Annotated in this window: 26 protein-coding genes and 1 other annotated feature; of the genes, 10 read left to right on the forward strand and 16 right to left on the reverse strand. The window is 45.3% G+C overall.

Features of this window, described 5'->3' with window-relative positions; translation table 11 throughout:
* Positions 1 to 63 precede the first annotated feature (63 nt).
* From dltD to KXD37_RS07210, 5 genes are read right to left on the reverse strand one after another with little or no spacing between them, the layout of a single operon-like run.
* On the reverse strand, positions 64 to 1,242 hold the full coding sequence (gene dltD / locus KXD37_RS07190) for a D-alanyl-lipoteichoic acid biosynthesis protein DltD (protein ID WP_254517933.1): 1,179 nt from the start codon (positions 1,240 to 1,242) through the stop codon (positions 64 to 66).
* The gene (dltC, locus tag KXD37_RS07195) at positions 1,242 to 1,478 is read right to left on the reverse strand and encodes a D-alanine--poly(phosphoribitol) ligase subunit DltC (RefSeq protein WP_024123329.1); all 237 of its coding nucleotides are present in this window, start codon (positions 1,476 to 1,478) and stop codon (positions 1,242 to 1,244) included. The genes dltD and dltC overlap by 1 nt, the downstream gene beginning before the upstream one ends.
* A gap of 16 nt (positions 1,479 to 1,494) precedes the next feature.
* On the reverse strand, positions 1,495 to 2,682 hold the full coding sequence (gene dltB, locus KXD37_RS07200) for a D-alanyl-lipoteichoic acid biosynthesis protein DltB (protein WP_188323374.1): 1,188 nt from the start codon (positions 2,680 to 2,682) through the stop codon (positions 1,495 to 1,497).
* On the reverse strand, positions 2,679 to 4,187 hold the full coding sequence (gene dltA, locus KXD37_RS07205; RefSeq protein WP_188323373.1) for a D-alanine--poly(phosphoribitol) ligase subunit DltA: 1,509 nt from the start codon (positions 4,185 to 4,187) through the stop codon (positions 2,679 to 2,681). The genes dltB and dltA overlap by 4 nt, the downstream gene beginning before the upstream one ends.
* A gap of 17 nt (positions 4,188 to 4,204) precedes the next feature.
* A complete protein-coding gene (locus KXD37_RS07210; RefSeq protein ID WP_010332387.1) occupies positions 4,205 to 4,354 on the reverse strand; it encodes a teichoic acid D-Ala incorporation-associated protein DltX in 150 nt (49 codons plus the stop codon).
* Between the two features lie 445 nt (positions 4,355 to 4,799).
* Between KXD37_RS07210 and KXD37_RS07215 the strand changes: the two genes are divergently transcribed.
* Positions 4,800 to 5,735 carry a 1,4-dihydroxy-2-naphthoate polyprenyltransferase gene (locus KXD37_RS07215; RefSeq protein WP_059292251.1) on the forward strand — a complete coding sequence of 312 codons (936 nt, stop codon included), beginning with the start codon at positions 4,800 to 4,802 and terminating at the stop codon, positions 5,733 to 5,735.
* A gap of 140 nt (positions 5,736 to 5,875) precedes the next feature.
* Positions 5,876 to 6,508: a GTP pyrophosphokinase YwaC gene (gene ywaC / locus KXD37_RS07220; RefSeq protein ID WP_010332385.1), complete on the forward strand. Its 633-nt coding sequence runs from the start codon at positions 5,876 to 5,878 to the stop codon at positions 6,506 to 6,508.
* Between the two features lie 29 nt (positions 6,509 to 6,537).
* Here the strand turns inward: ywaC and KXD37_RS07225 are convergent, their stop codons facing one another.
* From KXD37_RS07225 to KXD37_RS07235, 3 genes are all read right to left on the reverse strand, one after another.
* Positions 6,538 to 7,905, reverse strand: a complete 1,368-nt coding sequence (locus KXD37_RS07225; protein WP_151174612.1) for a M28 family metallopeptidase — start codon at positions 7,903 to 7,905, stop codon at positions 6,538 to 6,540.
* A 151-nt stretch (positions 7,906 to 8,056) separates the two neighbouring features.
* A complete protein-coding gene (tyrS, locus tag KXD37_RS07230; protein ID WP_106021898.1) occupies positions 8,057 to 9,295 on the reverse strand; it encodes a tyrosine--tRNA ligase in 1,239 nt (412 codons plus the stop codon).
* 44 nt (positions 9,296 to 9,339) lie between these two features.
* Positions 9,340 to 9,552, reverse strand: a binding site (T-box leader).
* The gene (locus KXD37_RS07235; protein ID WP_106019778.1) at positions 9,547 to 10,062 is read right to left on the reverse strand and encodes a MarR family transcriptional regulator; all 516 of its coding nucleotides are present in this window, start codon (positions 10,060 to 10,062) and stop codon (positions 9,547 to 9,549) included. Its footprint overlaps the feature before it by 6 nt.
* Positions 10,063 to 10,211: 149 nt before the next feature.
* Between KXD37_RS07235 and KXD37_RS07240 the strand changes: the two genes are divergently transcribed.
* Together KXD37_RS07240 and KXD37_RS07245 are read left to right on the forward strand one after the other, a co-directional pair.
* Positions 10,212 to 10,925 (forward strand): TIGR02206 family membrane protein, encoded by a 714-nt coding sequence (locus KXD37_RS07240; RefSeq protein ID WP_106019777.1) that lies wholly within the window; start codon positions 10,212 to 10,214, stop codon positions 10,923 to 10,925.
* A 110-nt stretch (positions 10,926 to 11,035) separates the two neighbouring features.
* Positions 11,036 to 11,896: a glycosyltransferase family 8 protein gene (locus KXD37_RS07245; RefSeq protein WP_024123317.1), complete on the forward strand. Its 861-nt coding sequence runs from the start codon at positions 11,036 to 11,038 to the stop codon at positions 11,894 to 11,896.
* Positions 11,897 to 11,946: 50 nt separating this feature from the next.
* Here the strand turns inward: KXD37_RS07245 and sacY are convergent, their stop codons facing one another.
* From sacY to KXD37_RS07260, 3 genes are all read right to left on the reverse strand, one after another.
* Positions 11,947 to 12,789 carry a transcription antiterminator SacY gene (gene sacY / locus KXD37_RS07250; protein WP_044160381.1) on the reverse strand — a complete coding sequence of 281 codons (843 nt, stop codon included), beginning with the start codon at positions 12,787 to 12,789 and terminating at the stop codon, positions 11,947 to 11,949.
* A 52-nt stretch (positions 12,790 to 12,841) separates the two neighbouring features.
* Positions 12,842 to 14,221, reverse strand: a complete 1,380-nt coding sequence (locus KXD37_RS07255) for a sucrose-specific PTS transporter subunit IIBC (RefSeq protein ID WP_095712721.1) — start codon at positions 14,219 to 14,221, stop codon at positions 12,842 to 12,844.
* Between the two features lie 447 nt (positions 14,222 to 14,668).
* Positions 14,669 to 16,606, reverse strand: coding sequence for a S8 family peptidase (locus KXD37_RS07260; protein WP_188323371.1), 1,938 nt, complete (start codon positions 16,604 to 16,606; stop codon positions 14,669 to 14,671).
* Between the two features lie 226 nt (positions 16,607 to 16,832).
* On the opposite strand from KXD37_RS07260, the gene celB reads away from it, so the two are divergent.
* Entirely contained in the window at positions 16,833 to 18,167 is a 1,335-nt protein-coding gene (gene celB, locus KXD37_RS07265) for a PTS cellobiose transporter subunit IIC (protein ID WP_263463449.1), read from the forward strand.
* 89 nt (positions 18,168 to 18,256) lie between these two features.
* Positions 18,257 to 18,934, forward strand: coding sequence for a DUF2711 family protein (locus KXD37_RS07270; protein WP_151174610.1), 678 nt, complete (start codon positions 18,257 to 18,259; stop codon positions 18,932 to 18,934).
* Between the two features lie 40 nt (positions 18,935 to 18,974).
* Here KXD37_RS07270 and glxA read toward each other — a convergent pair whose 3' ends face one another.
* Positions 18,975 to 19,355, reverse strand: coding sequence for a glyoxalase GlxA (gene glxA, locus KXD37_RS07275; RefSeq protein ID WP_010332375.1), 381 nt, complete (start codon positions 19,353 to 19,355; stop codon positions 18,975 to 18,977).
* Positions 19,356 to 19,476: 121 nt separating this feature from the next.
* Between glxA and KXD37_RS07280 the strand changes: the two genes are divergently transcribed.
* Positions 19,477 to 20,664 carry a class I SAM-dependent rRNA methyltransferase gene (locus KXD37_RS07280; protein ID WP_254517932.1) on the forward strand — a complete coding sequence of 396 codons (1,188 nt, stop codon included), beginning with the start codon at positions 19,477 to 19,479 and terminating at the stop codon, positions 20,662 to 20,664.
* 32 nt (positions 20,665 to 20,696) lie between these two features.
* Here KXD37_RS07280 and KXD37_RS07285 read toward each other — a convergent pair whose 3' ends face one another.
* From KXD37_RS07285 to KXD37_RS07300, 4 genes are all read right to left on the reverse strand, one after another.
* Positions 20,697 to 20,894 (reverse strand): YwbE family protein, encoded by a 198-nt coding sequence (locus KXD37_RS07285; protein ID WP_010332373.1) that lies wholly within the window; start codon positions 20,892 to 20,894, stop codon positions 20,697 to 20,699.
* Between the two features lie 34 nt (positions 20,895 to 20,928).
* Positions 20,929 to 22,131 (reverse strand): MFS transporter, encoded by a 1,203-nt coding sequence (locus KXD37_RS07290; protein ID WP_106019772.1) that lies wholly within the window; start codon positions 22,129 to 22,131, stop codon positions 20,929 to 20,931.
* A gap of 107 nt (positions 22,132 to 22,238) precedes the next feature.
* Entirely contained in the window at positions 22,239 to 22,916 is a 678-nt protein-coding gene (locus tag KXD37_RS07295; RefSeq protein WP_044159947.1) for a CidB/LrgB family autolysis modulator, read from the reverse strand.
* Positions 22,898 to 23,284, reverse strand: coding sequence for a CidA/LrgA family holin-like protein (locus tag KXD37_RS07300; RefSeq protein WP_003222205.1), 387 nt, complete (start codon positions 23,282 to 23,284; stop codon positions 22,898 to 22,900). The genes KXD37_RS07295 and KXD37_RS07300 overlap by 19 nt, the downstream gene beginning before the upstream one ends.
* Positions 23,285 to 23,389: 105 nt before the next feature.
* On the opposite strand from KXD37_RS07300, the gene cidR reads away from it, so the two are divergent.
* From cidR to thiE, 3 genes are read left to right on the forward strand one after another with little or no spacing between them, the layout of a single operon-like run.
* A complete protein-coding gene (cidR, locus tag KXD37_RS07305; protein WP_010332370.1) occupies positions 23,390 to 24,298 on the forward strand; it encodes a cidABC operon transcriptional activator CidR in 909 nt (302 codons plus the stop codon).
* A gap of 7 nt (positions 24,299 to 24,305) precedes the next feature.
* The gene (thiM, locus tag KXD37_RS07310; RefSeq protein ID WP_024123305.1) at positions 24,306 to 25,124 is read left to right on the forward strand and encodes a hydroxyethylthiazole kinase; all 819 of its coding nucleotides are present in this window, start codon (positions 24,306 to 24,308) and stop codon (positions 25,122 to 25,124) included.
* The gene (thiE, locus tag KXD37_RS07315; RefSeq protein ID WP_106019771.1) at positions 25,121 to 25,789 is read left to right on the forward strand and encodes a thiamine phosphate synthase; all 669 of its coding nucleotides are present in this window, start codon (positions 25,121 to 25,123) and stop codon (positions 25,787 to 25,789) included. The genes thiM and thiE overlap by 4 nt, the downstream gene beginning before the upstream one ends.
* Positions 25,790 to 25,813: the final 24 nt, after the last annotated feature.

Genomic DNA, 25,813 nt, shown 5'->3' on the forward strand with positions numbered 1-25,813 from the left:
GCTGTGATTCCTTTACTATTTCAAATCTTAGCAGGAAATATGCAGCCGCGTCCTAATAGATGCTCACGATGAAGTAACCTTTCCGGTTTTATAGAATTCATCAATTGCCTTATCCACATATACCCAGCCTTTCCAGCCGATGTGGATGGTATCTTTCATAAAATAAGGGTCATATTCATGACCTGAAAAATCAGCGACTTGGAAGCCCTTCGCTTTAATCTGTTTATTGACCTTTTCATAATAGTCTGTGCGCCCTTTTTTCGGGAAGCCTGTGTAGTCATACCATTTTCCGTTAACAGGGATGGTGACAAACATAGGCTCTGCGCCCGCGTCTTTCAGGATACTAAGCATCAGCTCAAAATCGCCGTATTCCGGTGACTTCGCATACGATCTGCCTTTGTTTTTCCCTTTCAGCTTAGGCACTTTCGGCTTCAGCTTTTTATAAACAGGATTGTCGATGTGAAAATCGTTAGACCCGGAGTGGCGTTTGCCTGATTCATCGGCCAGTTTATTTAATTCAGACCATGACTTATCCTTCACGGATTGTGAGATATACCGCTTTGGTCCCGTGGTTTCCGTCGCTGAATAATAAAGGTCTTTCTTTTCTAGCATCTTGTAATATACTTTTGCCGCCGGCTTCAGCGCGTTCACTTTCCATGTCTGGCCATTCACCATCGCCTTATAAAGCTCGGAAAGTACAGCATCGTTTTGAACAGCTTTGAAGCGCAGCATACGCTTCATCATTTTCTTTTTGACGTCAGGGTCGATCTGCTCGTTAAAAGCCAAATCCAGCCCTTGAAGCGCGGAATAGTTCGGCGCAAAATGCTGTTCATCAGACCCGCGCTTAATAAACCACTGCGGAGAAACGATGAAAACAATTTTTTTGCCCTTCAGCTGATCCATATGGGCAGCGAAGTTTAAGGAATGTATCAATGACTGGGACCCGCCTTTGCCGACAAGGTAAGGCGTAAATCCCTCATTGTTTACTTTAAAATAATTAGATGGGTGGAACTCGTCCAGCCGGGAAAGCTCAGAAGACCCGTAAATCGGAAGATATGTCGGATCTTTGAGCATTTGATCTTGTAAATATAGCCCTTGAAACATACTCGGATTCAAGGCTGTTGCTGATTCTTTCACCCGCTTATCGGTGATGAAGCCTGTCAGCCATGAAGATGGAACTGCGATGGCGCCTGCGAATAAAATAAACGCCAAAATAATTGGACCGAAAAAACGCTTTTTCATTATTTCAACTCAGACAGCTGGTTTACAATGTGATTAGGCGTATTCCATACATCCCGGTCGAATTCAGTGATAGGCACCAGAATATCAAAACGGTTTTCAATCGCAAGCAGCAATTCTACTGTTCCAAAAGAATCAAGCAAACCTTCTTCAAAAATTTCAATATCAGGGTTTTCCTTTACGATGTCATCCTGGCAAACCTCTGCTAAAACGTCTAATACCTCTTGTTTAAAATCCATAGTTTTCTAATCTCCTTTAATGATGGTGATGAAATAGCTTTCCTGAGAAAATATAAAACCCAAAGCACACAAAATGGAACGTGATCACAATAGCGAGAATCGTTGTCCAGCGGTTGGACGGGAGCCATTTATATTTCTTATTCCACTTCTCGAAAAAGTTGTAACACGTCATCAGGACGGCGTGATAGAGGCCGTAGATGATATATTGCGGCGCAAGGCCGTGCCACACCCCCATCAGCATAAACAGCAGGAAATACCCGATGTTTGAGACGGCCATACGGTTTTTGATCCACTTTTTCTTTGTCATCCAAAATACAAATCTCATAAATACATAGTCTCTGAACCAAAATGACAGAGACATATGCCAGCGGTTCCAGAAATCTTTAATATTTTTGCTGATAAACGGTTTATTAAAGTTTTCCGGCGATTTAATCCCCATAATATAGCTGACCCCGACGGCAAACATCGTGTAGCCGGCAAAATCAAAGAATAAATACATGCTGTAGCCGTACATATATAGCAGATTCCCGATGATCTTATTGTGCGTGATCGCGGGAAGGTTCATGATGAAATACGTGTTGATCGCATAGCCGATAATGAACTTGTAAAGGAATCCAATGAAAATCTTGTGAATCCCCGTATACAGCAGATCGGCATATTCCTCTTTTGTCCATGCCTTCTGCTCATCCTTGACGAATCTGCGGTACCTGTCAATCGGACCGGAAGAAATCGTTGGGAAAAACAGGATGAAATACAGCAGGCGGTGAAGCGGAAGCTGTTCCTTCAGCAGCCCGTCTCTCGCTTCCATAATCAGCTGAACGCCCTTAAAGGTTAAATACGAAATCCCTAAAAAGCTGATCAGGTTATGCGGCGTATGATGCGGCTGCGGATGAGAAAGAAACGGCCATATTTTTGACAAGAATAAAGGCAGAATAGACGCGATAACAGCCGAGCAAAAGACAAAGCCGCTGTTCGCTTTCTGCCGGTACGCCAGGTAGCCGCTGATCAGGAGCACCTGCCATATGGTAAACAGACACAGGGCGATGACGCCGTGTAAGTCATGCGAGAAAATCAGAGCCAATATAAGGATGGATATAAACATGTTGTATGCCTGGAATCTTTTCCCGTTCAGGCCGAGAATAATGGTCGGCAGAAGAAGAATGCCAAGCAATATAAAGAATAAAAACGAGCTGTAAGGCGTCATACAAGAACCTCTTCGCGGATGCGTTTCCGGTCAATTTTGCCGTTAGCCGTCATTTGAATGTGATCCTGATAAATGAACTTTCTCGGAATCATATAAGCCGGAAGGAAAGCGGCAAGCTCTTTTTTAATCGCACTCGTCAGCTGGAACTCCTTCTGGAATTCGTGCTCCTCAGGCACAATTGCAGCTATCAGATATTCGACAGTTCCGTTTGGCTGATACGGAATCACAACAGCTGAGCGCACGTACTGAGACTGTCTCACATGAAACTCAATTTCCTCCAGCTCCATTCGGTACCCGTGAAGTTTAATCTGGAAATCCAAGCGGCCTTGGCAGAAAATCTGACCATCTTGTGTATAACCAGCATCGCCAGTTCGGTATGCCCATTGGCCTTCATAAGAGAAGAATGCTTTATCTGTCAGCTCAGGCTCACCGAGATAGCCGCGGCTTACACTCGGGCCTGCAATGACGATTTCGCCTTTTTCTCCATCCGGGAGCTGATTCCCCTGTTCATCCATAATCAAAATGTTCATATCCGGTTTGGCGAAGCCGACTGGCAGAGATTCATGCCGGCTGATGAGGTCACTTGTAATTTCAACGGACGTAACAGCGACTGTCGCCTCAGTCGGACCGTACGTATTAAAGATTCTCGCTTTCGGGAAACGCTCAAGCAGCGCTTCGGCTACAGAAACCGGGAGAACCTCTCCGCAAAACATAAATGTGTCCGCCTCAGGAAGCAGATCTTGTGAAAATCCAGGGTCCATCAGGCACATTTGCACAAAGGATGGCGTCGATGTCCATATATTCAGCCCGGACTTTTTGAGCTCTTCGAATAAGATCTTCGGCTTATTCACGGCGTCCTTTGTCACACAGTGTAAAGTACCGCCTGACTGAAGGCACGGATAAAGATCCATGACGGATAAATCAAATGAAAACGGCGCTTGGTTTAAAAACGTTTTTCCTCCGTTGATCGGGAAGTCCGCGCAAATCCAGTCTGTGAAGCTTTGAAGGTTCGCGGCAGAAATCTGCACGCCTTTCGGATTGCCCGTGCTTCCGGAAGTGTAAATGATATAATACGTTTCGTGTCCCGTCACCCATTGATCACGGCTGACAGTGCCTTCGTTTTCCAGCAGTTCTTCCGCTGAAACTGTCTGAATCAGCCCGCTGTCAATATCAACAGGAAGACCAGATACATGAATCAGCAATTCAGCGCCCGAGCTTTCAATAATTTTCGCAATCCGCTCGGACGGAATGGACAAGTCAACCGGGATATAAGGGTGTCCCGCCTTGACGCTTCCTAAAAAGGAGACAATCATGTGCGGTTCCATATGTCCGTACACCAGAACAGGAGAACCCTTTTCTCCAGAAACGCGTTTTTTGATCGCGGCAGCCGCACGGTCAGACAGCGCCCAAAGTTCCTGATATGTGAGCGACTGGCCTTGAGAGCGGAAGGCTTCGGTTTGCGGATAAGTTTCCGCATGTGTTTGAATAGCATCTAAAAGTTTCATTGTTATTCTCTCTCCAATTAGAAATCGTTATAAATATAAGAACCGGTATTCGCGGTGTGAAAACCATACATAAAAAACAAAACAAGCAGTATCAACAAATAAAAGCCTGTATGACATGTCCACTTGACAGCGGGTTTTTCATACAGCTGTTTCATCAATTGCAGCATATTCAAATTCCCTTCCCGTTTTTTCGACAATTACATGAGTATATGACGAGCGGATGCGCAAAAAGTTTCATATTTTCCCTAATATCCCTCAAATTTATATATCGGCTTCTGCCTTCAGAAGTGAATTTTTATCTTTGAAAGAGTATGAATGAAGTTTCTCTGACTGATTCATTATAAAGGAAAGAATAAATGTTATGAAGAGAACTTTTTAACTTTTAAAAAGCGTAAATGATTTAAAAAAATTTTTCCGCTCCTGTTTGTAAAGGCGCAGGCAGAACTCTAATGAAATCAGGGCAGAAAGCGTATAATAAGAAGGAAAACGCCCGCTTAAGGTATCTTGTGAAATGGTGGAGAAGTCATTATGATAGATAAGGAAGCAAAACGCAAGTTTCATCAAGTGGCCGGCTGAAAAAAAGTAAGCCTTTTAATAGAAAGGAAGAGGAAGATGAACCAAACAAATAAGGGTGAGGGTCAGACAGCGCCGGAAAAAGAAAGTATGGGGCAGATCCTGTGGCAATTAACGCGACCGCATACATTAACGGCGTCGTTTGTTCCTGTGCTTCTCGGAACAGTTTTGGCGATGTTTTATGTGAAGGTTGATTTGCTGCTGTTTCTGGCTATGCTGTTTTCTTGCTTATGGATCCAGATCGCGACGAACTTATTCAATGAATACTACGATTTTAAACGCGGGTTAGATACAGCTGAATCTGTCGGAATCGGCGGCGCAATTGTCAGACATGGTATGAAGCCCAAAACGATTCTGCAATTAGCTCTCGCTTCATACGGCATTGCCATTTTGCTCGGTGTGTATATTTGCATGAGCAGCAGCTGGTGGCTGGCTGTCATCGGCCTCGTGGGAATGGCGATCGGTTACCTGTATACAGGCGGGCCTCTGCCGATTGCATATACACCGTTCGGTGAGTTATTCTCAGGCATTTGCATGGGTTCGGTGTTTGTGCTGATTTCATTTTTTATTCAGACAGACATGATCAATAAGCAGAGCATTTTCATTTCGATTCCGATTGCGATTCTTGTCGGCGCGATCAACCTGTCGAACAATATTCGTGATATCGAAGAGGATAAAAAAGGCGGACGCAAAACATTGGCGATCCTGATGGGACATAAAGGAGCCGTCACTCTGCTGGCTGCGTCGTTTGCTGTCGCTTATATTTGGGTTGTCGGCTTGGTCATTACAGGAGCTGCAAGCCCATGGCTGTTTGTCGTCTTTTTGAGCGTGCCTAAACCAGTTCAGGCGGTGAAAGGCTTCGTCAAAAAAGAATTGCCAATGAATATGATTGTGGCGATGAAATCCACAGCGCAAACCAATACATTTTTCGGATTCCTGCTGTCAATTGGATTATTGATCAGCTATTTCCGGTAAGAAAGAAGACCGCTTTTTCGTGCGGTCTTTTTTTGTTACATTCGACAGGATTTTGTAAAAAAATTCATAGAACCTAGCAGCAGGCAGGCACGTCTAGTACATGGACAGCGGATAAAGATCCGTTAAAGGAGATGACGAAAATGGATTTATCTGTAACACATATGGACGATTTAAAAACCGTCATGGAAGACTGGAAAAACGAACTGTTAGTTTATAAATTTGCACTAGATGCACTTGATACAAAGTTTTCGATTATCAGTCAGGAATATAATTTAATTCACGGCCACAATCCGATTGAGCATACAAAATCACGTGTGAAAAGCTTTGAAAGCATCGTAAATAAACTCATGAGAAAGGGCTGCGAGATTACGACACAGGAAATGAAGGAACATATCAACGATATTGCCGGTGTGCGTATCATTTGTTCCTTTATTTCTGATATTTATAATGTCGTGAACGTCCTGAAGCAGCATGAGGATTTGCGGATCGTAAAGGTAAAGGATTATATTCAGAATCCGAAACCGAACGGCTACCGAAGCCTGCATTTGATTATTGAAATGCCTGTGAACTTAACGAACAGAGTGGAATACGTCAAAGCAGAAATTCAAATCCGCACCATCGCCATGGATTTCTGGGCGAGCTTGGAGCATAAAATCTACTATAAACTGAACAACGACGTCCCTAAACATTTAACCGATGAACTGAAGGAAGCGGCGGAGATTGCCCACTATTTAGATGAAAAAATGCTGGGGATTAAGAAAGAAGTGGATTAGAAAAGACGGCAGCAATGTGCCGTCTTTTTTTATTTGATATCTTCATAAATATCAGAGGCTTTTGCCTTGATATGTGCCTTCTTGCCGGTTGGTTTTTTCTCTTTTTTCACAGCTTCATAGACAGAGGCTGTCACAAGGTCGCCAGCCTGCTGAAGGCGTTCTTTGCTGATATGTTCGATAGAGTCTTCAGGGGTATGGTACCACGGCTCCACTTCTTCTGTTTCCGGATCTCCCCAAATAAAGTTAGCGGAATCTATGCCGGCTTCATGGAACGGCACGTGATCGGATGAGCCTCCCTGTGTCAGAGACAGGCTGTTGAATCCAATTTTTTCAGCGGCCGTATGGCTGGATTCCCAAACATCGTTAGATTGTCCGTCCAATGTGTTGACATACAGCTCAGACGCATTCTCCCAGCTTGTACCCACCATGTCTAAGTTGAAGTTCACTTCGCTTCGTTTCAACTCTTTTTCTGATAGATGATCTACATAATGAGAGGAGCCGAGCAGGCCGAGCTCTTCAGCGCCAAAGGCGATAAAACGGATTTCCTTGTCAGAAGGAATGCTTTTCAAGACGCGTGCCATTTCCAGCATGACAGATGTGCCTGATCCGTTGTCATTTGCGCCGGGCGAGAAAGGAACACTGTCATAATGGGCTGTAACGTAGACAATATCAGGATTTTTGATGTTCTTTGGTTTTTTGATACCGATGATGTTCTGAGAGGTTTGGTTTGAGAATGCTTTTAGTTGTAAGGTTGCTTCTTTTTGCTGGATAAGAGTTTCACCGTCTTCTTTCTTAATTCCGACGACAGGAATGCTGACTGTATTTCCTGATAGATTTGGGGTGACAGGCACAAGGCTTTCCTTATTATTGTAAATGATCACAGCCGTTGCGCCGGCTGTCTCGGCATTCCTGGCTTTCTCATAAAATGTCAGGTCTCCTCTTGAAATCAAAGCGATTTTCCCCTTGGCGTCAGCGGAGAAATCATCAGGATATCCTAAACCGGCGTGATAAAGCGGAGCGTTGAGGCCCTTTTCTTCAGTTGGTGTAGAGCCGGATGCCGCCCGAATGAGGATCTCACGGCCTTCTGAGGATAGCGTTCCTTCAAGTCGGTCAGGAATGCCAAACGTTTGAACCTTCACATCCAGTTTTAATTTTTTCAAGGATGAAGCGATCCATAAGGCACTCTTTTTTTCGGCAGATGTCCCGGCTATTCTGGGGCCGATTGTTTCACTAAGCTGTGAAATGGTTGAGTATGCGCGCTTTGCTTTGAATGGGAGCTCGCGCTGGCTATCTGATATTTGAACAGCATGCGCAGCAGGGGTGACACTCTGTGCCGGCAAGAGAACCGTGCCGGCCGTTAAAACGGCCATCGTCATTACAGTCAAAAGCTTTTTCATAAATATGAACCTCCCCTAATGTTTGGATGGGGAATATTTCGGGATGCTAAAGGATTTTCCTGCAAATTGAAGCGCATTTTTGAAAAGACAGTTCTTTATACCTGAAAAAAACGCTTATGAAAGCCGATTTCATAAGCGTCAGGACATCAAATTATTGGAGTTTTAAAAACTTGCGTTTGCCGACCTGGATGATCATATTCTCCTCTATCTCTGCATCGGCGTTAATGTCTGTTATTTTCTCTCCGTTAATCCGGACACCGCCGTTTTGAATCATGCGGCGCGCCTCGCTTTTCGAAGAGAGAAGATCAAGAGTGACGAGCAGATCGGTCATCGCGATCGTTTTCTCACCTTTCCAGTTCACAGCCGGAATATCCTCAGGCAGGCTGTTTTCCTGAAAGACTGTTTTGAAAGATTGTTCGGCTGCTTCAGCGGCTTCTAATCCGTGGTACATTCGGACAATCGTTTTGGCTAAAAGCATTTTGGCATCCCTTGGGTGAACGGCGCCGGTTTCTAAGTCCTTCACGAGCCGTTTTTTCTCTTCAAGCTCCAAGTCCGTTGCCAAATGAATGTATTTTTTCATCAGGCTGTCGGGCAGTGACATTGTTTTCCCGTACATGTCGTTCGGATGTTCGTCAATGCCGATGTAGTTGTGTTTCGATTTCGACATTTTCTCAACACCGTCCAAGCCTTCCAAAAGCGGCATCAGGATGACGACTTGTTTTTCTTTGTTGTATCGTTCTTGAAAATGCCGCCCCATCAGCACATTGAAATGCTGGTCTGTTCCGCCTAATTCAATATCGCTTTCCAGAACGACGGAATCGTATCCCTGCATCAACGGGTAAAAGAATTCATGCAGGGAGATCGGCTTTTGCATGGCGATGCGTTCTTCAAAGTCATCGCGTTCCATCAGGCGGGCTACTGTTATTTTGCCTGCCAAGTCAATAACGTCCTCCAGATGCAATGTTTTCAGCCATTTCGAGTTGTAGTGCAGCTCGACTTTTTCTGGATCAAGCACTTTCCCGAATTGCTGGAAGTATGTTTTGGCGTTGTGCTTGACCTCTTCATCGGTCAGCTGTTTTCTGGCCGCGGACTTGCCTGTCGGATCACCGATTTTTCCTGTGAAATCGCCAATCAAGAGCTGCACAATGTGGCCGTTTTCTTGAAATTGGCGAAGCTTGTTTAAAACGACCGTATGTCCCAGATGAACATCCGGTGCAGAAGGATCTAATCCGAGTTTAATTTTTAGCGGTGTGCCTGCCGCAATCGATTTGACAAGCTTGGCCTTTAATTCCTCCGGCGGTATGACTTCTTGGGCGCCTGTCATATATAGATTAAGCTGTCTTTCGACTTCTTTTTGCTGTGCTGCTGTGAGCTGATCAAATGTTTTCATCGTTCTTCCTCCTTTTTTAGAAACACAAAAAGAGCCGCATCCCGATAAGGGACGTGGCTCAATGCACGCGGTACCACCCTGGTTGAAGACATTGTCTTCCGCTCATTCGAATAACGGTTTCCCGTCCTTTGCTACTAACGTTCACAAAGAAAGCTCGGGGAGGTAATTCGCTTTTGCCTGTGTGCCGGCTCGCACCTTCCGCCGGCTCTCTGAAACAGGGAGACAAACCGCTACTGGATTCCCGTCAAAGCTTATGATGTATGAAGATTGTCCGCTACTTTTCTAAGCAGTCCTGTCAGGGTTTTCTGCTCCTCTTTTGTCATGCCCGTAATCAATTGCGTTTCCCCTTTGTGAAACTCGGGGTAGAGGTTTTCGATCGCTTGTTTGCCAGATTCAGTGATTGTGACAAAAACCAGTCGCCGATCTCTGGGATCGATGCTTTTGGAGCAAAAGCCCTTTTTTTCGAGCGTTTTGATCACGTTGCTTGCTGTTGCTGTTGAAATGCCTGACAGCTCAGCGATTTTTCTCGTTTCGAGTTTGCCCCATACCCATAGATCGTAAAGAATGGAGAAAGCGGTCCAAGATAATTTGTAAGAAGAAAGAACCTCAGTCTCCATTTTGACACGGAGCCTTTGCGCAGACCGATACAGATTCGTCGCGATCGAAATGGCTTCCAGGTTGAGTGACTCAACGGGCATTTGTTTAAGCTTGCTTAGTGTGTCATGCTCTTCTTTGCGAAGCTGCTGCTGTTTATCTAAACGTTCCATTTGTCGCCGCCTTAAATTATCAGAATCATTAGCTATGAAATGAATTGTAGCAGAGACGATGGTGAACTTCAAGCCTATATTTTTCGGTTGCATAAAAAAAGCCAAAAGAACACCACAATAAAGAAAAACCCGCAGACGGGGGTGCAGTTGTGCAAAAATATGTTCAAGGCGTGTATAAACATGATCCGTTTCATCTGTTTTCGACAGAGCATGCAGTGACATTAAGCTTGATCGGCATGCTTGCCATTCTTTTGTTTTTGTTCCGCCGGCCACTCAGCCGGCCAGCATTCAGTACATTTCTGCGCTATTTGTTTGTGTTTCTTTTGCTTGCTTCACAAATTGGTTACCAAATATGGATGATCGCCGCGGGCAGGTGGTCGGTGCGGACTTCTCTGCCCCTTCAGCTGAGTGACTTGTCTGTGTATTTATCAGCTATTATGCTGGTGACAAAAAGCAGAAAGCTGTTTGTGTTTTTGTATTTTGTCGGCATCGGAAGCTCCCTTCAGGCGCTTCTGACCCCAGACCTTGGTATGTTCTCATTTCCGCATGTGCGGTATATTCTCTTTTTTATTTCGCACGGATCCGTGTTTCTGTCCTGTTTGCTTATGGCGGTGATTGGCACGTACAGACTCAGACAGCGCTCTTTATGGGTGACTGTATTGATTGTCAATCTGTACGGAGGCATCATTTATCTGGTTGACCGCTGGCTGAATGCGAATTATATGTATTTAACGAAAAAGCCGGGCGGTTCTTCGCTATTGGATGTTCTCGGGCCTTGGCCATGGTATATCGCCTCAGCTGAAGCCATTACGATCGCGAGCTTTTTCATCCTTTATTGGCTTTATCGGATATTCAAAAAATAACACCTTTTTTGTTGTAAAGCACATTCTATTCAAAAAAATATTGGAGATTAGTGTTTAATTTTCTGAAAAAGGGAATGTAACTTGTACAACACAAAGGGAGATGAATACCATTGAAGAAAGATGAAATTATGCATATCGTATCATGCGCAGATGATAATTATGCTCGTCATTTAGGTGGGATGTTCGTTTCTTTATTGACAAACATGGACCAGAACAGAAAAGTAAAGCTATATGTGATTGATGGGGGAATTGAGCCTGATAACAAAAAAAGGCTGGAAGAAACCACATTGAAGTTCGGCGTGCCGATTGAGTTTTTAGAAGTGGATGCCAACCAGTATGAACATGCTGTGGAAAGCAGCCACATTACAAAAGCGGCGTATTACCGCATTTCGATTCCGGACTTAATTAAGGATGAGAGCATTAAGCGGATGATTTATGTCGATTGTGATGCACTTGTCCTTGAGGATATTTCGAAACTATGGGACTTGGACATCGCTCCATACACCGTTGCTGCTGTGGAAGATGCGGGGCAGCATGAACGTTTGAAAGAAATGAATATCACTGACACGGGAAAATATTTTAACTCTGGTATTATGGTTATTGATATGGAACCTTGGAGAAAGCAAAACATCACAGAAAAAGTTCTCAACTTTATCAATGAAAACGGTTCTGAAGATTTTCTTGTGTTACATGACCAAGATGCGCTGAACGCGATCTTATATGATAAGTGGTATGAGCTTCATCCGCGCTGGAACGCTCAAACATACATCATGTTAAAACTGAAAACACCTTCGACACTGTTAGGACGGAAGCAATATAATGAAACGAGAGAAAACCCGGCAATCGTCCACTTCTGCGGCGGAGAAAAGCCTTGGAACTCCAATACAAAACATCCGTATCGCGATGAGTATTTCCATTACATGTCCTATACAAAGTGGAATACGATCGGAAACCCGGCTATCAATCAATAATCTATATATGAAAAAACGCTTTTGATCATCTCAAAAGCGTTTTTTGTTTGTCAGCGGGCCACTGACCGATGATAAAAGCGCTGAATATGCATGGCGATATAGCACAGTTCTTTTTCAGGAAATTCAAAGCCGTATTCTTTTTTCACAAATGTGCCGATGCTTTTGGCGCATAGGAAAGCATCCTTGAATCTTTCTTTAATGATGGCGATCATTTCTGAATCCAGCTCGTAAATGGTTTCGCCTGCTTTGATATGCTGAATGGCAAAGCGCAAATGGGTCACGAGCCTTTCGTAAGAAATGGTATCCTCCACAATGTTGATCGACAGCTGGGTTTCAATAATGCCGATAATATCACGGATCATCGTTGTAATATCAAGTGTCTGTGTCATGTCGCCGGCGTTGTTTCTCGCTGTGTGAATGTGCATGGCGATATTGCCGATTTCATCCTCAGGAATCTCAATGCCCAGTTTCTCTTTAATCAGCGCTCTAGCCCACATGCCAATTTGGAATTCCTTCGGATAAAGAACTTTGATCTCATTCAGCAGCGGATTTTTGATGACCATTCCGTTGCTCAGGCGTTCGATCGCAAATGAGAGGTGGTCTGAAAACGCAACGTGAATCCGTTCATTGATTTTGATGTTCAGTTCTTGTTCAGCATGGGAAATAATTTGCTCGGAGATTTGAATATGGTCTTCCGGCAATGTTTCTAAAATCTCTTCGAATTGTTTATAGTCAGGTGTATCTTTTCTGACGAATGTTTTTTCGATTTTAGACGGATCGACAATATCATTTTTTCTTTTGTCGAACGCAATTCCTGCACCCAAGAGAATCTTCTCTTCATTTTGATCCTTTACGACGATTGCATTATGATTTAAGATTCTTTTAATTTTCATAGCTTTTTGTCCTTTCATCCCCCGTTTTATGAATGAAATCGAATAAATCCAGTTATTCTGTCTCTTCTTTAAACCCGAGAAACAATGTAGCTATAAAAGCAGAGACGGCCGCGATCAAAAAACCGATCATATAATGAACAAAATTCGCAATGCCAAACGGCAGCACGATTGAAATCATCGGGATGCCGGTCAGTCCGTAGGAATTCGAAACGACGTGTGCCCCAACTACATACGCCCCGCCGAGAGCGCCTCCAATAGCGGCTCCGATAAAGGGGCGGATCAGCTTCACATTTACTCCGAAAACAATTGGCTCCACAATGCCTAAAAAAGCGGTAAGGGAAGCGGGGAGCGCGATTTTCTTCAGGCTTGACTGCTTCGTTTTGAAGAAAACCGCCAGTCCCGCTCCGCCTTGCGCCACATTCGCCATTGACCATATCGGCACCAAAAAGTTCACACCCACATGAGGGTCAGCAAGCAAAGTCGCTTCAATCGCATAAAAGCTATGATGCAAGCCTGATAGAACGATAGTGGAATAGATGCCCCCGAAAAGAGCACCGGCAGCAATGCCCGCGTGGTGATAAATGTATTCAATCGATTGTGATATGACCTGGCCGATGATAGCTGCGGCGGGGTTCATCACAATCAGTGCGAGACATCCTGTCACCATCACAGTGATAAAGGGAATGATCACGACATCAAGTGACTTGGGCACAATCGTTTTTAAAAGCTTCTCAATTTTGCTCATGATATAAATGGAGAGAAGAATCGGTATAATGGCGCCCTGATAGCCCATCAATGGAATGTGCAGCCCCCATATGTCTAAGGAAGCGGGGGTTTTGCTGCCGAGCATGGATGGATCAAGCAAATCAGGATGAGTCAGAAGCCCTCCTATCAATGCCCCTAAAAATGGGTTGCTGCCAAATTGTCTGGCGGCACTGAAGCCAACCAAAATCGGCAGCAGAATAAAGGCGGTGCTGGACACGAGATCCAGCATTTTGATCCACGGACTGTCGGCAGAGAACCAGTGAAAGACCTGAATCATGCCGATCAGCCCCATGAGCAAACCGTTTGCTGTTATCGCCGGGATAATCGGCATGAAAATATCGGACAGCGTTTTAGCAAATGTTGTGACGGGGTTCAGTTTGCGTCTGGCATGTTTCTCTTGAACAGCCTCTTCAGAAGGCGATGCCTCCCACACACAAACGACTTCTTTATAAATTTTGTTGACGATACCCGCCCCAAAAATAATCTGGAACAGGCCATATCTGAAAAAGGTGCCCTGCACACCTTGCAGATTCTCAATAGCACGTATGTCGATTTTCGTTTCATCCTTTACTTCAAAACGAAGACGAGTTGTACAGTGGCTGATGCTGATAATGTTGCTTTTTCCTCCTGCGAGGAGCAATAATTCTTTCGCAATTTCTTTTTGCAAACAATAAAAACCTCCTCTGCTGCAAGAAAAGTCGGCTTGTTCATCGTATCAAATGAAAAGTTGACAATCAAAATGAAAAATAGTGAGAAAAATGTAAAGCGTGCAGAGCCATCAAAAAATGCCCTCGTCGGGTGACGGGGCATTACGAAACATATAAAGCAGAAATGTCATTGGCGCCGTTACGAGCCCAACACGAAAAGAAGAGTTAAAATGCCTTTCTTTTTCTAGGCACTAATACTCCCTTTGCATCGTTGGGTCTTGCCTGCTTGCCAGTCACAATCCCGCAATATGCAGTTGATATCTGTAATACCGTTCATTTTATGCTGTTCACAGCAGGATAGCAATAGTATGAAAAGCCTGTGAAGCAAATGGGAAAAAGGTTGCGTACACAGTTTAACAGACGAAAAAACCTTTAAGACGTAACACTCGTCTTAAAGGTTTTTTCAATTATTTCTTCGGCTTAACGGCGTTCAGCCGTTTTTGCAGCTTTGTTTTTTCATGGGATGCTTTTAATTGATTTACTGCGGACTGAGCGGCTGTTTTTGATTTTTTTGTCTTGTCTTTTTCCGCTTTTTTCACTTTGGCTTTGGCCGTTTCGACTTTTTTGGCTTCAGCTGCCGCCACTTTTTTCTTCACTTTATCTAACCGTTTTTGCAATGACGTTTTGTCTTTTCCGGACTGAAGTTCATTGACGGCCTTTTGGGCATTCGCCGCGTTTGCGGCAGTTGATTTCTTTTCCGCTGCGGCGACTGATTGCTGCGCCTTTTTTACATTGCTGCTTTTTACTTTGTTGAGACGCTTCTGCAGGGACGTTTTTTCTGAGCCTGCCGGAAGCTTGCTGACTGCCGATTGAGCGCTGCTGACATCTGTTTTCTTTTTGCTTTTTTCCGCTTTGGCGACTTTGTCCTTCGCTTGCTTTGACGCGATATAGCGCTTGACCTGATCTAACCGTTTTTGCAGGTTCTTTTTATCCGTGCCGTTCGGCAGTTTGTTGATCGCGACTTGTGCTGTATCAACGGTTTGCTGGGTTTTATACTTTTCTGCCTTTGCCACTTTGTCCTTCGCGTCTTTTACATTTCTGTATGCCTGAACGCTATCCAGTCTTTTTTGCAAAGCTTTTTTGGCGCTGGAATTCGGCAGCTTGCTGACGAGCTTTTTCGCTTTGTCGATATCGGCTTGTGTTTTTGTCTGTTCGGCTTTTTTGACCGCTTGCTCAGCCGCCGCATACGCTTTATCTGCCTGCTGGGCTTTATACCGGATCAGGCCATAGCCGAATTGCTGATCGCGGCCCGTAATTCCGAGATCAACGATGTTTTTCTGCATGAGGGCGCGAAGCTGCACGTTCGTGTTACCAGGATCACGCTGTTTTAATAACGCAAACATGGCAGCGGCGTGCGGTGTCGCTTGGGATGTGCCGCTTCCCGTCGCGTAATATTGATGTAAATACGTGCTCGTGATGTCTGTTCCCGGTGCTGAAAATTCAACTTGATTTCCTGTTGTTGAAAAGGCTGCGAGCTGATTTTGTTGATCTGTCGCTGACACTGCAACGACACTGCTGTATGCCGCCGGGTAATTCACTGGCTTGCCGTTTCCTTCATTTCCGCTTGCGGCAACGAGCAGTACGCCTTTTTCATATGCTTTGTCCATGGCGTCATGAAGAATCTGGCTGTCTGAAGACGTGCCAAGGCTCATATTGACGATATCCATTCCATTCGCTATCGACCAGTCGATCCCTTTGAGAAGACCTTGAAGATCTCCCGAGCCGTTCTGATCAAGCGCTTTAACCGCATATATTTGTGCTTCCGGTGCGATGCCGTCAATTCCGTAGCCGTTATGCTTAGCGCCGATAATCCCGGCGACATGTGTTCCGTGGCCGTTATCGTCTTTGTAAGAAGAGGTGTAACTGACAGCTGAGTACCCGCCGGAAATCGACAGGTCGTCGTGGGGGGAGATCCCGCTGTCAATGACAGCGATTTTGACGTTTTTGCCTGTCAGCCCCTCCTTCCAAGCCTGTTTGACCTGAATCGGTTCAAGATTCCATTGTTCGAAGTTGTCAGTGGTGTCGGCGTTCTCTGACAGTACTTTGAGGTCTGTATTGTCCGCTGCAGTGAACGTGACATTGTTTTCGACATACAAAATATCAGGATCCTGTTTGAATTCTTTTACTGTCTCTGGATCTGCTGTAACAGCTACCGCCGGAAGATGCTGATACTGCTGCTCAACCTCAGCATCACTGTCCAGGACGGTTTCCTTGCCGTCTTTGTTTTTATAGACCACAATGACCTCTTTCTCGCTGCTGGTTTCTGCATGTGCAAGAGGCTCTAGGGCGAGAAAACTGAAAAACAGAGTGACTGATACAACAAGTTTGCAAAACGTGTTTTTCATGGTTCTTCTCCTTTTTCTATGATGTTTGATATATATATCGGAGGAAAATGTGATTTTGATAATAAGAAGGAAAGATTTTTTCATTGAGAGGGTTGTTCAGAAGAATGCAGATTTTTTCCGCAGAAAGAGGAAATTTTCCGCATGAATTTGTAAGCGTTTTCAAAATAAGATAAAGAAAACATTGCAAAGGTTGTTTACAAAGCAGTGAAAAAAGGGGGCTTTTCAGATGAGCGCGTTCACTCGGGTGATGGAAGAAAAAATCATGCCTGTCGCTGGGAAAATTGCCGGACAGCGGCATCTCAGCGCATTGCGTGACGGAATTGTTTTGACCATGCCGCTGATTATTATCGGTTCAGTCTTTTTGATTTTAACCAGCCTGCCGATTCCCGGTTATGCTGATTTTATGGTGAGTGTGTTTGGGGAACAGTGGGCGGATAAGCTCGGCTATCCTGTTAATGCTTCATTCGATATTATGGCAATGATTGCGGCTTTCGGGATCGCCTATCGGCTGGCGGAAAGCTACGGTGTTGATGCGCTGTCGGCCGGAGCGATTTCAATTGCAGCCTTCTTATTGGCAACGCCGTTTGAGGTGCCTTTTACGCCGGATGGCTCAACAGAATCAATCATGGTCGGAGGCGGAATTCCCATCACATTGCTCGGCAGCAAGGGACTGTTTGTCGCCATGATCATCGCCTTGTTTTCGACTGAAGTCTATCGGTACACCATTCAAAAAAATATTGTGTTTAACATGCCTGACGGCGTGCCGCCGGCGGTAAGCAAATCATTTGTCGCGCTGATTCCCGGCTTTATTATCGTATTTCTTATATGGCTGGCGCGTCTTCTGATTGAAATGACGCCTTTTCAAAGCCTGCACAATGTCGTCGGAGACCTGCTCGGCACGCCGCTTTCCATCCTTGGCGGCAGCCTCGGCGGGAGTCTGATCGCTGAATTCGTGCAAATGCTGCTTTGGGCGTGCGGCATTCACGGCGCTTCGATCATCGGCGGTATTATGGCGCCGATTTGGTATGGCGCCATGGATGCAAACCGTCTCGCGTTTCAAGCGGGCGAGGCGCTGCCGAGTATTTTTACGACTCAGTTTTTTCAAATTTGGATCAATGTCGGCGGAAGCGGAGCAACGCTGGCGCTTGTACTCACAATGCTTGTGCGGTCCCGGAGCAAACAGATGAAGCAGCTCGGCCGATTAGGGATTGGTCCTGCGCTATTTAACATCAACGAGCCGATCATTTTCGGCATGCCGATTGTGATGAACCCGCTCCTTATCGTTCCGTTCATCATAGCCCCGCTCCTCACAATTACCGCCACTTATATCGGCATGAGCACCGGACTGGTGGCAAGGCCCGCCGGAATCGCCGTGCCATGGACCATGCCGCCGCTCATATCAGGGTACTTGGCGACAGGCGGAAAAGTATCTGGAGCGGTCATGCAGCTGGTGAACCTGTTCATTACATGTGCTATCTACTACCCGTTTTTCAGAATATGGGATCATCAAAAATGGAAGGAAGAGAGTGCGGTTGAATCCGGGGATAAAAATGTGACGTGATGTAAGCTGTAATAGATCATCAGCTGTTAAAGGGCTGATGATCTTCTATCAACTATAAGTAAATGTTAGAATATGTAAAGGGGGTGCCCATGCTAGAATACATATGGTTAGATGACGAATCACCAATCTTAAAACAAATACCAGTTGAATATACATCAGCTGCTATTTTATTTTCTCCTTTTATTCAAATGCCTGAAGGGTGGGAAAAAGGTAAGAGAAAAAATGAGTATGAGCATATTTATCCAAATGATCAAGAAGTAAGGGAAAAAGGAAAAGCAGTTACATGGAAAGAGATCATGTCTTCATGCGGATTCCAAACACATGCAGAGCTGGCGCTGGCTTTGAAGACATCGATATTTGCTTTAAGGGATGAGTACGCGAGAGAGGATGTGGCTGAACTTTTACACGCGAACTTAAAAGGAGATCTCTTTTATCCCAGTGAGGACCATATTTCAAATTTTCATATTCCCGGTTTGGTAAAAGTGCTTCGTTACAACGGGTCCAATCGGTTTTATTACTCAGAACCAATTGTGGAAAACAGCGGCTTTCTGGACACAACTGAGGCTAACTTACGGACGGTTCTTGATGAAGCCGCCGCAGAGCTCATGTTGACTGATGAGAAAATGGATTTTGTATTTATGAGTGTATATGACTCATTCATTAATGTTTTTCTTGCGAAAGATGAAAACATTCATGACATGGTTCAGCGTATGGGCTGGGAGGCCATGTTTTGCGATGAAACCGCGTATATGAATTGGTATAGATAAGAAAAGAACGTACCTCTAAACAGAGGTGCGTTCTTTTTTCTTACCGCTGAAAGAACTCAATCCACTCGCCGTCAGGGCCTTCGATATAAAAATACCGATACCCGTTTGGAAGTGTTGTGATCTCTTCGTCGATAAATTTCGCATTCATTCTTTCCGCTTTTGTATATTCGGCCGCGATGTCATCAGTCAGCAGGGCAATGTGATGCACTTTACCTTCGGCGGGAAGCTCGCTGCTGTAGCCTTGAATCAGTTCGATTTCTGTTTCCGGACCATCTTCAAAGCCAAGAAAAGCAAGCTCGATAATACCGTTCGTATGAGTGATGCGGTCCTTCAATTTCATGCCGAGAACCTCTTCATAAAATGAAATGGACGCGTTAATATCCCTTACCATAATGCCTGTATGGTCAATTCGTTTTGCCATGCTGTTCCTCCTAGAAACTCTTTTTGTCTATCGTAGAAAAACCTTTCCTTTCTGTCAATGAAGACATCTTGGCGTTTTGTGGTACGATAAGAAAAAGCAAACAGAAAGAGGACGAACATATATGAAGCTACTCACCCTAAAGCAAGCACATGCTGCAAAAATCAAAAAAGGCTATCCGCTCATCGAAAAGGAAGCTCTCACCGGCAGTGCGGGGCACGTCAAAGAAGGCGACCTCGTTGATGTCGTGTCTGAAAGCGGCGAGTTTCTCGCAAGGGGCTATTACGGCCTGCAAAACAAAGGGGTCGGCTGGATGCTTACCCACAATAAAAATGAACAAATCGACCAAGCGTTTTTCTTCAGCAAATTAACAAAAGCAGTACAAGCGCGTGCAAGTCTTTTCGCGGCGCCTGATACAACGGCTTTCCGACTCTTCAATGGTGAGGGTGACGGCATCGGCGGCGTCACTGTTGATTATTATGACGGATACCTGCTGCTCCAATGGTACAGCAAAGGCATTTACACCTTTAAAGAAACGCTCATTGCCGCTCTGGATGAACTGGATATTGAATATAAAGCGATTTACGAAAAGAAACGCTTCGATACGGCTGGACAGTATGTCGAGGATGATGACTTCGTGAAGGGAGAAAGAGGCGAGTTCCCGATCATCATTCAAGAAAACGGGATACAATACGCGGTTGATTTAAACGAAGGCGCCATGACAGGCATCTTTTTAGATCAAAGACATGTGCGCAAAGCGATCAGAGACCGCTATGCCAATGGAAAAAACGTCTTAAACACGTTTTCTTATACAGGTGCGTTCTCAGTGGCGGCAGCGCTTGGCGGAGCGGAGAAAACAACAAGCGTGGACGTGGCAAATCGAAGTCTGGCCAAAACGATCGAGCAATTCAGCGTGAACAAGCTGGATTACGAGGCGCACGATATTAAAGTGATGGATGTTTTTAAATACTTCTCATATGCGGCGAAAAAGGATCTGCGCTTTGATCTGATTGTTCTCGACCCGCCATCCTTTGCCCGCACAAAAAAACGCACCTTCAGCGCGGCCAAGGATTATAAAAATCTGCTGAAGGAAACGATCGCCATTACAGCCGACAAGGGCATCATTGTCGCCTCTACAAACAGCAGCGCCTTCGGAATGAAGAAATTCAAAGGCTTTATCGATACCGCGTTCAAAGAAACAAATGAACGCTATACGATTATAGAGGAATTTACATTGCCGGAGGACTTTAAAACGATGTCAGCATATCCGGAAGGCAATTACTTAAAAGTTGTCTTTCTGCAGAAAAAATAAAAGAAAAAAGCTGCCCGGTTCAGGGCAGCTTTTTATGTAGAAATGATTTGCTGGACGCGTCCGATACGGCCATCTTCCAGACGGACTTTAATGCCGTGCGGGTGATAGCTTGATTTCGTCAAAATATCCTTCACTGTGCCTCGCGTCAGTTTTCCTGTTTTTTGATCCGCTTTCAAGACAATATCAACCTGTAATCCTTTAGAAATGCTGCTCCGCTCTTGCCCGTTCATAGCACACTTCCTTTCTTTTTATTCATTATAGTCGTTATGGTTTAAAAGTAACAGCCGGCTGATGAAGCGTATGTTTATTTTTTTCTGCTTTTATTAAATATAATGTCAGCCCTGCGCCCGCTATGCTGAGAATGGCGAAGAGCAGATAGACCGCGAAGATGGAAACGTAGTCAAAAATGTATCCGCCAACAAACGTACAGAACCAGTTGCCGAATCCGTTGCCGATGGCGGCGTACATGGTTAGCGCTGTCGCCTCCACATGGCTCGGGGTAATCTTTTTGACGTACTGCAGCGCCGCCGGAATAAATAAACCAATAGAAACGCCTTGGAGACATACCGTCGCATAAATGATCCATAACGAAGGCTCTGTGAAGTAAAGCGTCCATCTGAATAATGAAACCCCGCCGGACAGTATGATGACATTGAGCAATCCCATTTTATCTATGAATTTCTGCGCAAACCTCATAAACGGAATTTCTGAGATCACTCCGATAAAAAATAAAAGGCCAATGGCGGAAAGAGACGCGCCGCTTTTGTCGAGAAACAGACTGAAGTATGTATTGTTCGCTAAATTTGGTGCAAATGTCGTAAAGGTGATGATCATAAAGATGAGGAAAGGTTTGTTGCTGACCAGCTCCCGGAACCCTTTGCGGATATTGATCTTTGTTTTTGTTTTCTGCTGGCCCGGCATCTGTGAGGCCAATATGGCTGCCATGCACAGAAAGGCACAGCCAAAGATAAAGATGACGTGAATGGGGTACAGCTGATTCGTCACCTGTCCCATGACAAACACCGCAATGCCGAATCCGAGAGAACCAAACAGGCGGATTCCGCCGTAGTTTCCGTTTGTTTGTTGTGTGTAGCGTAAAGAAATGCTGTCTGACAATGGAATGATTGTGCTCTGAAAGGCTGCAAAACAGGCCGCAATCAGAATAAACAGGGGAAAGCCGTCAAATGCGATGTAGCCGAGCCCGATGACACCTGTTACAGATGTACAAACCGCAAGCAGGCTTTTTGTTTTTTGCGTATAATCACTCAGCATACCCCAAAACGGCTGGAAAAAGATCATCACAATCGGGCCGAGTGACATAATCAAGCCGACTTGTGAGCCGCTTAAATGCTGTTCCTTTGTTAAATACATACTGAGCAGCGGAATGATACTGCCTGTGCCCAGGAAAGCAAACAAATAAAATCCTTTTAATGCTGCGTAGTGCCGTTTCACCTGCAAGTTATGCATGGGGGTGCCTCCTTTGGTATCCACAAATTACATTATATTGTAATTTTGCAGCTTTTCAATGGAAGGAGACACAAAAAAACTGCCCTTGCCAGGACAGTTTTTTCTTCCTACATAAATGAAAGTAAAAACGGCGCCGCGCAAAGCGTCATAATCGCCGCAAGGATCATTGACACGCTGGAAATCGTGCCGGACACTGAGCTAAGCTCAAATGCTTTAGATGTGCCCGCTCCATGTGCGCTTGTGCCGAGCAGCACGCCCCGCGCAATTTCGTTATCAATGCGGAAATAGCGGATGACCATCGGGCCGATGACGGTGCCAAACAATGCAGTCAAAATGACAAATATAGCTGTGACCGCAGGCATTCCGCCGATCATTTCAGATACGTTCATGGCGATCGGCGTTGTCACTGATCTTGGAACGAGGCTGTCAATCAAGCCAGTTCCGAGATGAAGCCATTTCGCAATAAGAGCTGTAGAAATAATCGCGATGCATGAGCCGAGGGCGACGTTTAAAATAATTTCCACTGCGTATTTCTTTAAAACAGGGAAATATTTATAAAGCGGGATCGCAAATGCCACGGTAGCCGGCTGAAGCATATCGGTCAGCACTTCACCGCCGAGATTATATGTCTCATACGGGACATTAACCAGCAGCAGCAGACCGACTAACACAGCGGGCGTCACCAATAGCGGCGACGTATAGACTCGCGGAAAACGCGAATATACTTTTTTTGCTCCTAAATACACCAAAACCGTTAATAACAAACTTACAATTCCGATGAACACGTATGTTTTTTCTCCTTTCTTTTCGCAATGATTTGTGTAAGCGTTCCTGTGGACACCATCACGACAAACGTGCTGATGATGACAACAAGCAAAATGCTGACACCGAATTTTGACATAATGTCTCCGTATTCAATCACTCCGACGGCAGACGGGATAAAAAATAAAAGCAGCTCCCCAAGAAGCCACGCCGCGCCAAGCTCTATCCATTCAAGCTTGATGATTTTAAAGTGTAATAATGTGAAAAGAATCACAATCCCAATTATACTGCCGGGAATATTTATATGAAGAAGGGCTGTCACCCAATTAATCAGCCGAGCAAATATAAATAACAGAGCGATTTGAATAACGGTTAGCAACAGTTTTTTCATATTGATGCCTCCCTTATATTCATATTGTACATAAGGACTCGCTATAGGTAAAATATATATATAGCATAATAAGTATTCCTTTTGTCTATAGAAGAGGTGAAGTACATGGATATCCGCCATTTAACATACTTTCTGGAGGTCGCCCGTCTGAAAAGTTTTACGAAGGCGTCCCAATCACTTTATGTTTCCCAGCCGACGATATCGAAAATGATCAAAAATTTAGAAGCAGAGCTTGGGATCGAGCTTTTTTACCGAAACGGCAGACAGGTGGAGCTGACGGACGCCGGCCATAGCATGTATGTGCAGGCGCAGGAAATCATTAAATCATTTCAAAACCTGACATCCGAGTTAAATGATATTATGGAGGTCAAGAAGGGGCATGTGCGAATCGGACTGCCGCCGATGATCGGCTCAGGTTTTTTCCCGAGAGTGCTCGGCGATTTTCGGGAAAATTATCCGAATGTGACCTTTCAGCTTGTTGAGGACGGCTCTATCAAAGTCCAAGAAGGCGTTGGGGATGGTTCTCTTGACATCGGTGTTGTTGTTCTCCCCGCAAACGAAGACATTTTTCATTCATTTACGATCGTAAAAGAAACATTAATGCTTGTCGTACACCCTTCCCACCGGCTGGCGGGTGAGAAAGAGAGCCGATTACAGGATTTGAAGGAAGAGCCTTTTATTTTCTTCAGGGAGGATTTTGTTCTCCACAATCGAATTATGATGGAATGTATCAAGGCCGGATTCAGACCTCATATCATTTACGAAACCTCACAATGGGATTTTATCAGTGAGATGGTGTCAGCCAACCTGGGGATCGGACTTTTGCCGGAACGCATATGCCGCGGCCTTGACCCGGAAAAGGTCAAAGTCATTCCGCTTGTCGATCCGGTCATCCCTTGGCATCTTGCGATTATATGGAGAAAGGACCGCTATTTGTCCTTTGCGGCAAGAGCTTGGCTTGAACATACGAAATCGTATTTATGGGATCCGAAAAAAAGAGAGAGTAAAGGATGATGCTAATATGGATGCACAATCAGCAGCAAAACGTCTAACAGCCGTCCGGAAGCATAGCCCTCTGGTGCACAGTATAACAAACAATGTTGTGACAAATTTTACAGCGAACGGCCTGCTCGCCCTCGGTGCATCACCCGTAATGGCTTATGCGAAGGAAGAGGTCGCCGACATGGCGAAAATCGCGGGTGCGCTCGTTTTAAATATCGGAACGCTAAGCAAAGAAACCGTCGAAGCTATGATCATTGCGGGTAAATCAGCGAATGAACATGGCGTACCCGTCATTCTTGATCCCGTGGGGGCTGGAGCGACACCGTTCCGCACTGAATCGGCACGTGAGATGATTCGTGAGGTGCGCCTCTCTGCAATCAGGGGAAATGCCGCGGAAATTGCACATACCGTCGGTGTTTCGGATTGGATGATCAAAGGAGTCGATGCCGGTGAAGGCGGAGGCGACATCATCCGTCTGGCTCAACAGGCGGCGCAAAAACTGAACACGGTCATTGCGATTACTGGGGAAGTCGACGTAATTGCCGACGCATCTAACGTATACACTCTTCATAACGGCCACAAACTGCTGACGAAGGTGACAGGCGCCGGATGTCTTCTGACTTCAGTTGTCGGTGCTTTTTGTGCAGTGGAAAAAAATCCGTTATACGCTGCCATCGCTGCGATTTCCTCATATGGTGTTGCGGCACAGCTTGCCGCGCAGCAGACAGCTGACAAAGGTCCGGGGAGTTTTCAGATTGAATTGCTGAACAAGCTGTCTTCTGTCTCTGAACAAGATGTACTAGAGCTAGCGACAATAGAAAGGGTGACAGTCTCATGACACGTATTTCTCGGGAAATGATGAAAGAGCTATTATCTGTTTACTTCATTATGGGTTCAAACAATACGAAAGCTGATCCTGTGGCAGTCGTGCAAAATGCATTAAAAGGCGGTGCCACTCTGTACCAGTTTCGTGAAAAGGGCGAAGGCGCATTGACAGGAGAGGAGCGGATTGCCTTCGGCGCAAAGGTTCAGGCGGCATGCCGTGAAGCCGGAGTCCCTTTTATTGTCAATGATGATGTGGAGCTGGCACTGAAGCTGAAGGCAGACGGTGTGCACATCGGCCAAGAGGATGCGAAAGCAAAAGAGGTCCGTGACGCCATTGGCGATATGATCCTTGGCGTGTCCGCCCATACGATGTCTGAGGTGAAGCAAGCCGAGGAGGATGGAGCAGATTATGTCGGTCTTGGTCCGATCTATCCGACGGAAACAAAAAAGGATACAAGAGCTGTGCAGGGTGTGTCTCTGATTGAAGCGGTGAGACGTCAAGGCATCAGCATCCCGATTGTCGGCATCGGCGGCATCACAATAGAAAATGCCGCTCCCGTCATCGAAGCGGGGGCTGATGGTGTCAGTATGATCAGCGCTATCAGTCTGACGGAAGATCCGGAAGAAGCCGCACGCAAATTTTACGATGTTATTCACACATATAAGACCGGCAGATAACCCGATTTGCCTTCAAAAGGCTGT

It is taken from the genome of Bacillus sp. XT-2 (assembly GCF_025696525.1).
GTDB classification, from domain to species: Bacteria; Bacillota; Bacilli; order Bacillales; family Bacillaceae; genus Bacillus; species Bacillus halotolerans.

Coding starts and splice junctions, on each gene's coding strand:
- dltD (WP_254517933.1), bottom strand. CDS start 1,242: ATGAAAAAGCGTTTTTTCGGTCCAATTATTTTGGCGTTTATTTTATTC.
- dltC (WP_024123329.1), bottom strand. CDS start 1,478: ATGGATTTTAAACAAGAGGTATTAGACGTTTTAGCAGAGGTTTGCCAG.
- dltB (WP_188323374.1), bottom strand. CDS start 2,682: ATGACGCCTTACAGCTCGTTTTTATTCTTTATATTGCTTGGCATTCTT.
- dltA (WP_188323373.1), bottom strand. CDS start 4,187: ATGAAACTTTTAGATGCTATTCAAACACATGCGGAAACTTATCCGCAA.
- KXD37_RS07210 (WP_010332387.1), bottom strand. CDS start 4,354: ATGCTGCAATTGATGAAACAGCTGTATGAAAAACCCGCTGTCAAGTGG.
- KXD37_RS07215 (WP_059292251.1), top strand. CDS start 4,800: ATGAACCAAACAAATAAGGGTGAGGGTCAGACAGCGCCGGAAAAAGAA.
- ywaC (WP_010332385.1), top strand. CDS start 5,876: ATGGATTTATCTGTAACACATATGGACGATTTAAAAACCGTCATGGAA.
- KXD37_RS07225 (WP_151174612.1), bottom strand. CDS start 7,905: ATGAAAAAGCTTTTGACTGTAATGACGATGGCCGTTTTAACGGCCGGC.
- tyrS (WP_106021898.1), bottom strand. CDS start 9,295: ATGAAAACATTTGATCAGCTCACAGCAGCACAGCAAAAAGAAGTCGAA.
- KXD37_RS07235 (WP_106019778.1), bottom strand. CDS start 10,062: ATGGAACGTTTAGATAAACAGCAGCAGCTTCGCAAAGAAGAGCATGAC.
- sacY (WP_044160381.1), bottom strand. CDS start 12,789: ATGAAAATTAAAAGAATCTTAAATCATAATGCAATCGTCGTAAAGGAT.
- KXD37_RS07260 (WP_188323371.1), bottom strand. CDS start 16,606: ATGAAAAACACGTTTTGCAAACTTGTTGTATCAGTCACTCTGTTTTTC.
- celB (WP_263463449.1), top strand. CDS start 16,833: ATGAGCGCGTTCACTCGGGTGATGGAAGAAAAAATCATGCCTGTCGCT.
- KXD37_RS07270 (WP_151174610.1), top strand. CDS start 18,257: ATGCTAGAATACATATGGTTAGATGACGAATCACCAATCTTAAAACAA.
- glxA (WP_010332375.1), bottom strand. CDS start 19,355: ATGGCAAAACGAATTGACCATACAGGCATTATGGTAAGGGATATTAAC.
- KXD37_RS07280 (WP_254517932.1), top strand. CDS start 19,477: ATGAAGCTACTCACCCTAAAGCAAGCACATGCTGCAAAAATCAAAAAA.
- KXD37_RS07285 (WP_010332373.1), bottom strand. CDS start 20,894: ATGAACGGGCAAGAGCGGAGCAGCATTTCTAAAGGATTACAGGTTGAT.
- KXD37_RS07290 (WP_106019772.1), bottom strand. CDS start 22,131: ATGCATAACTTGCAGGTGAAACGGCACTACGCAGCATTAAAAGGATTT.
- KXD37_RS07300 (WP_003222205.1), bottom strand. CDS start 23,284: ATGAAAAAACTGTTGCTAACCGTTATTCAAATCGCTCTGTTATTTATA.
- cidR (WP_010332370.1), top strand. CDS start 23,390: ATGGATATCCGCCATTTAACATACTTTCTGGAGGTCGCCCGTCTGAAA.
- thiM (WP_024123305.1), top strand. CDS start 24,306: ATGGATGCACAATCAGCAGCAAAACGTCTAACAGCCGTCCGGAAGCAT.
- thiE (WP_106019771.1), top strand. CDS start 25,121: ATGACACGTATTTCTCGGGAAATGATGAAAGAGCTATTATCTGTTTAC.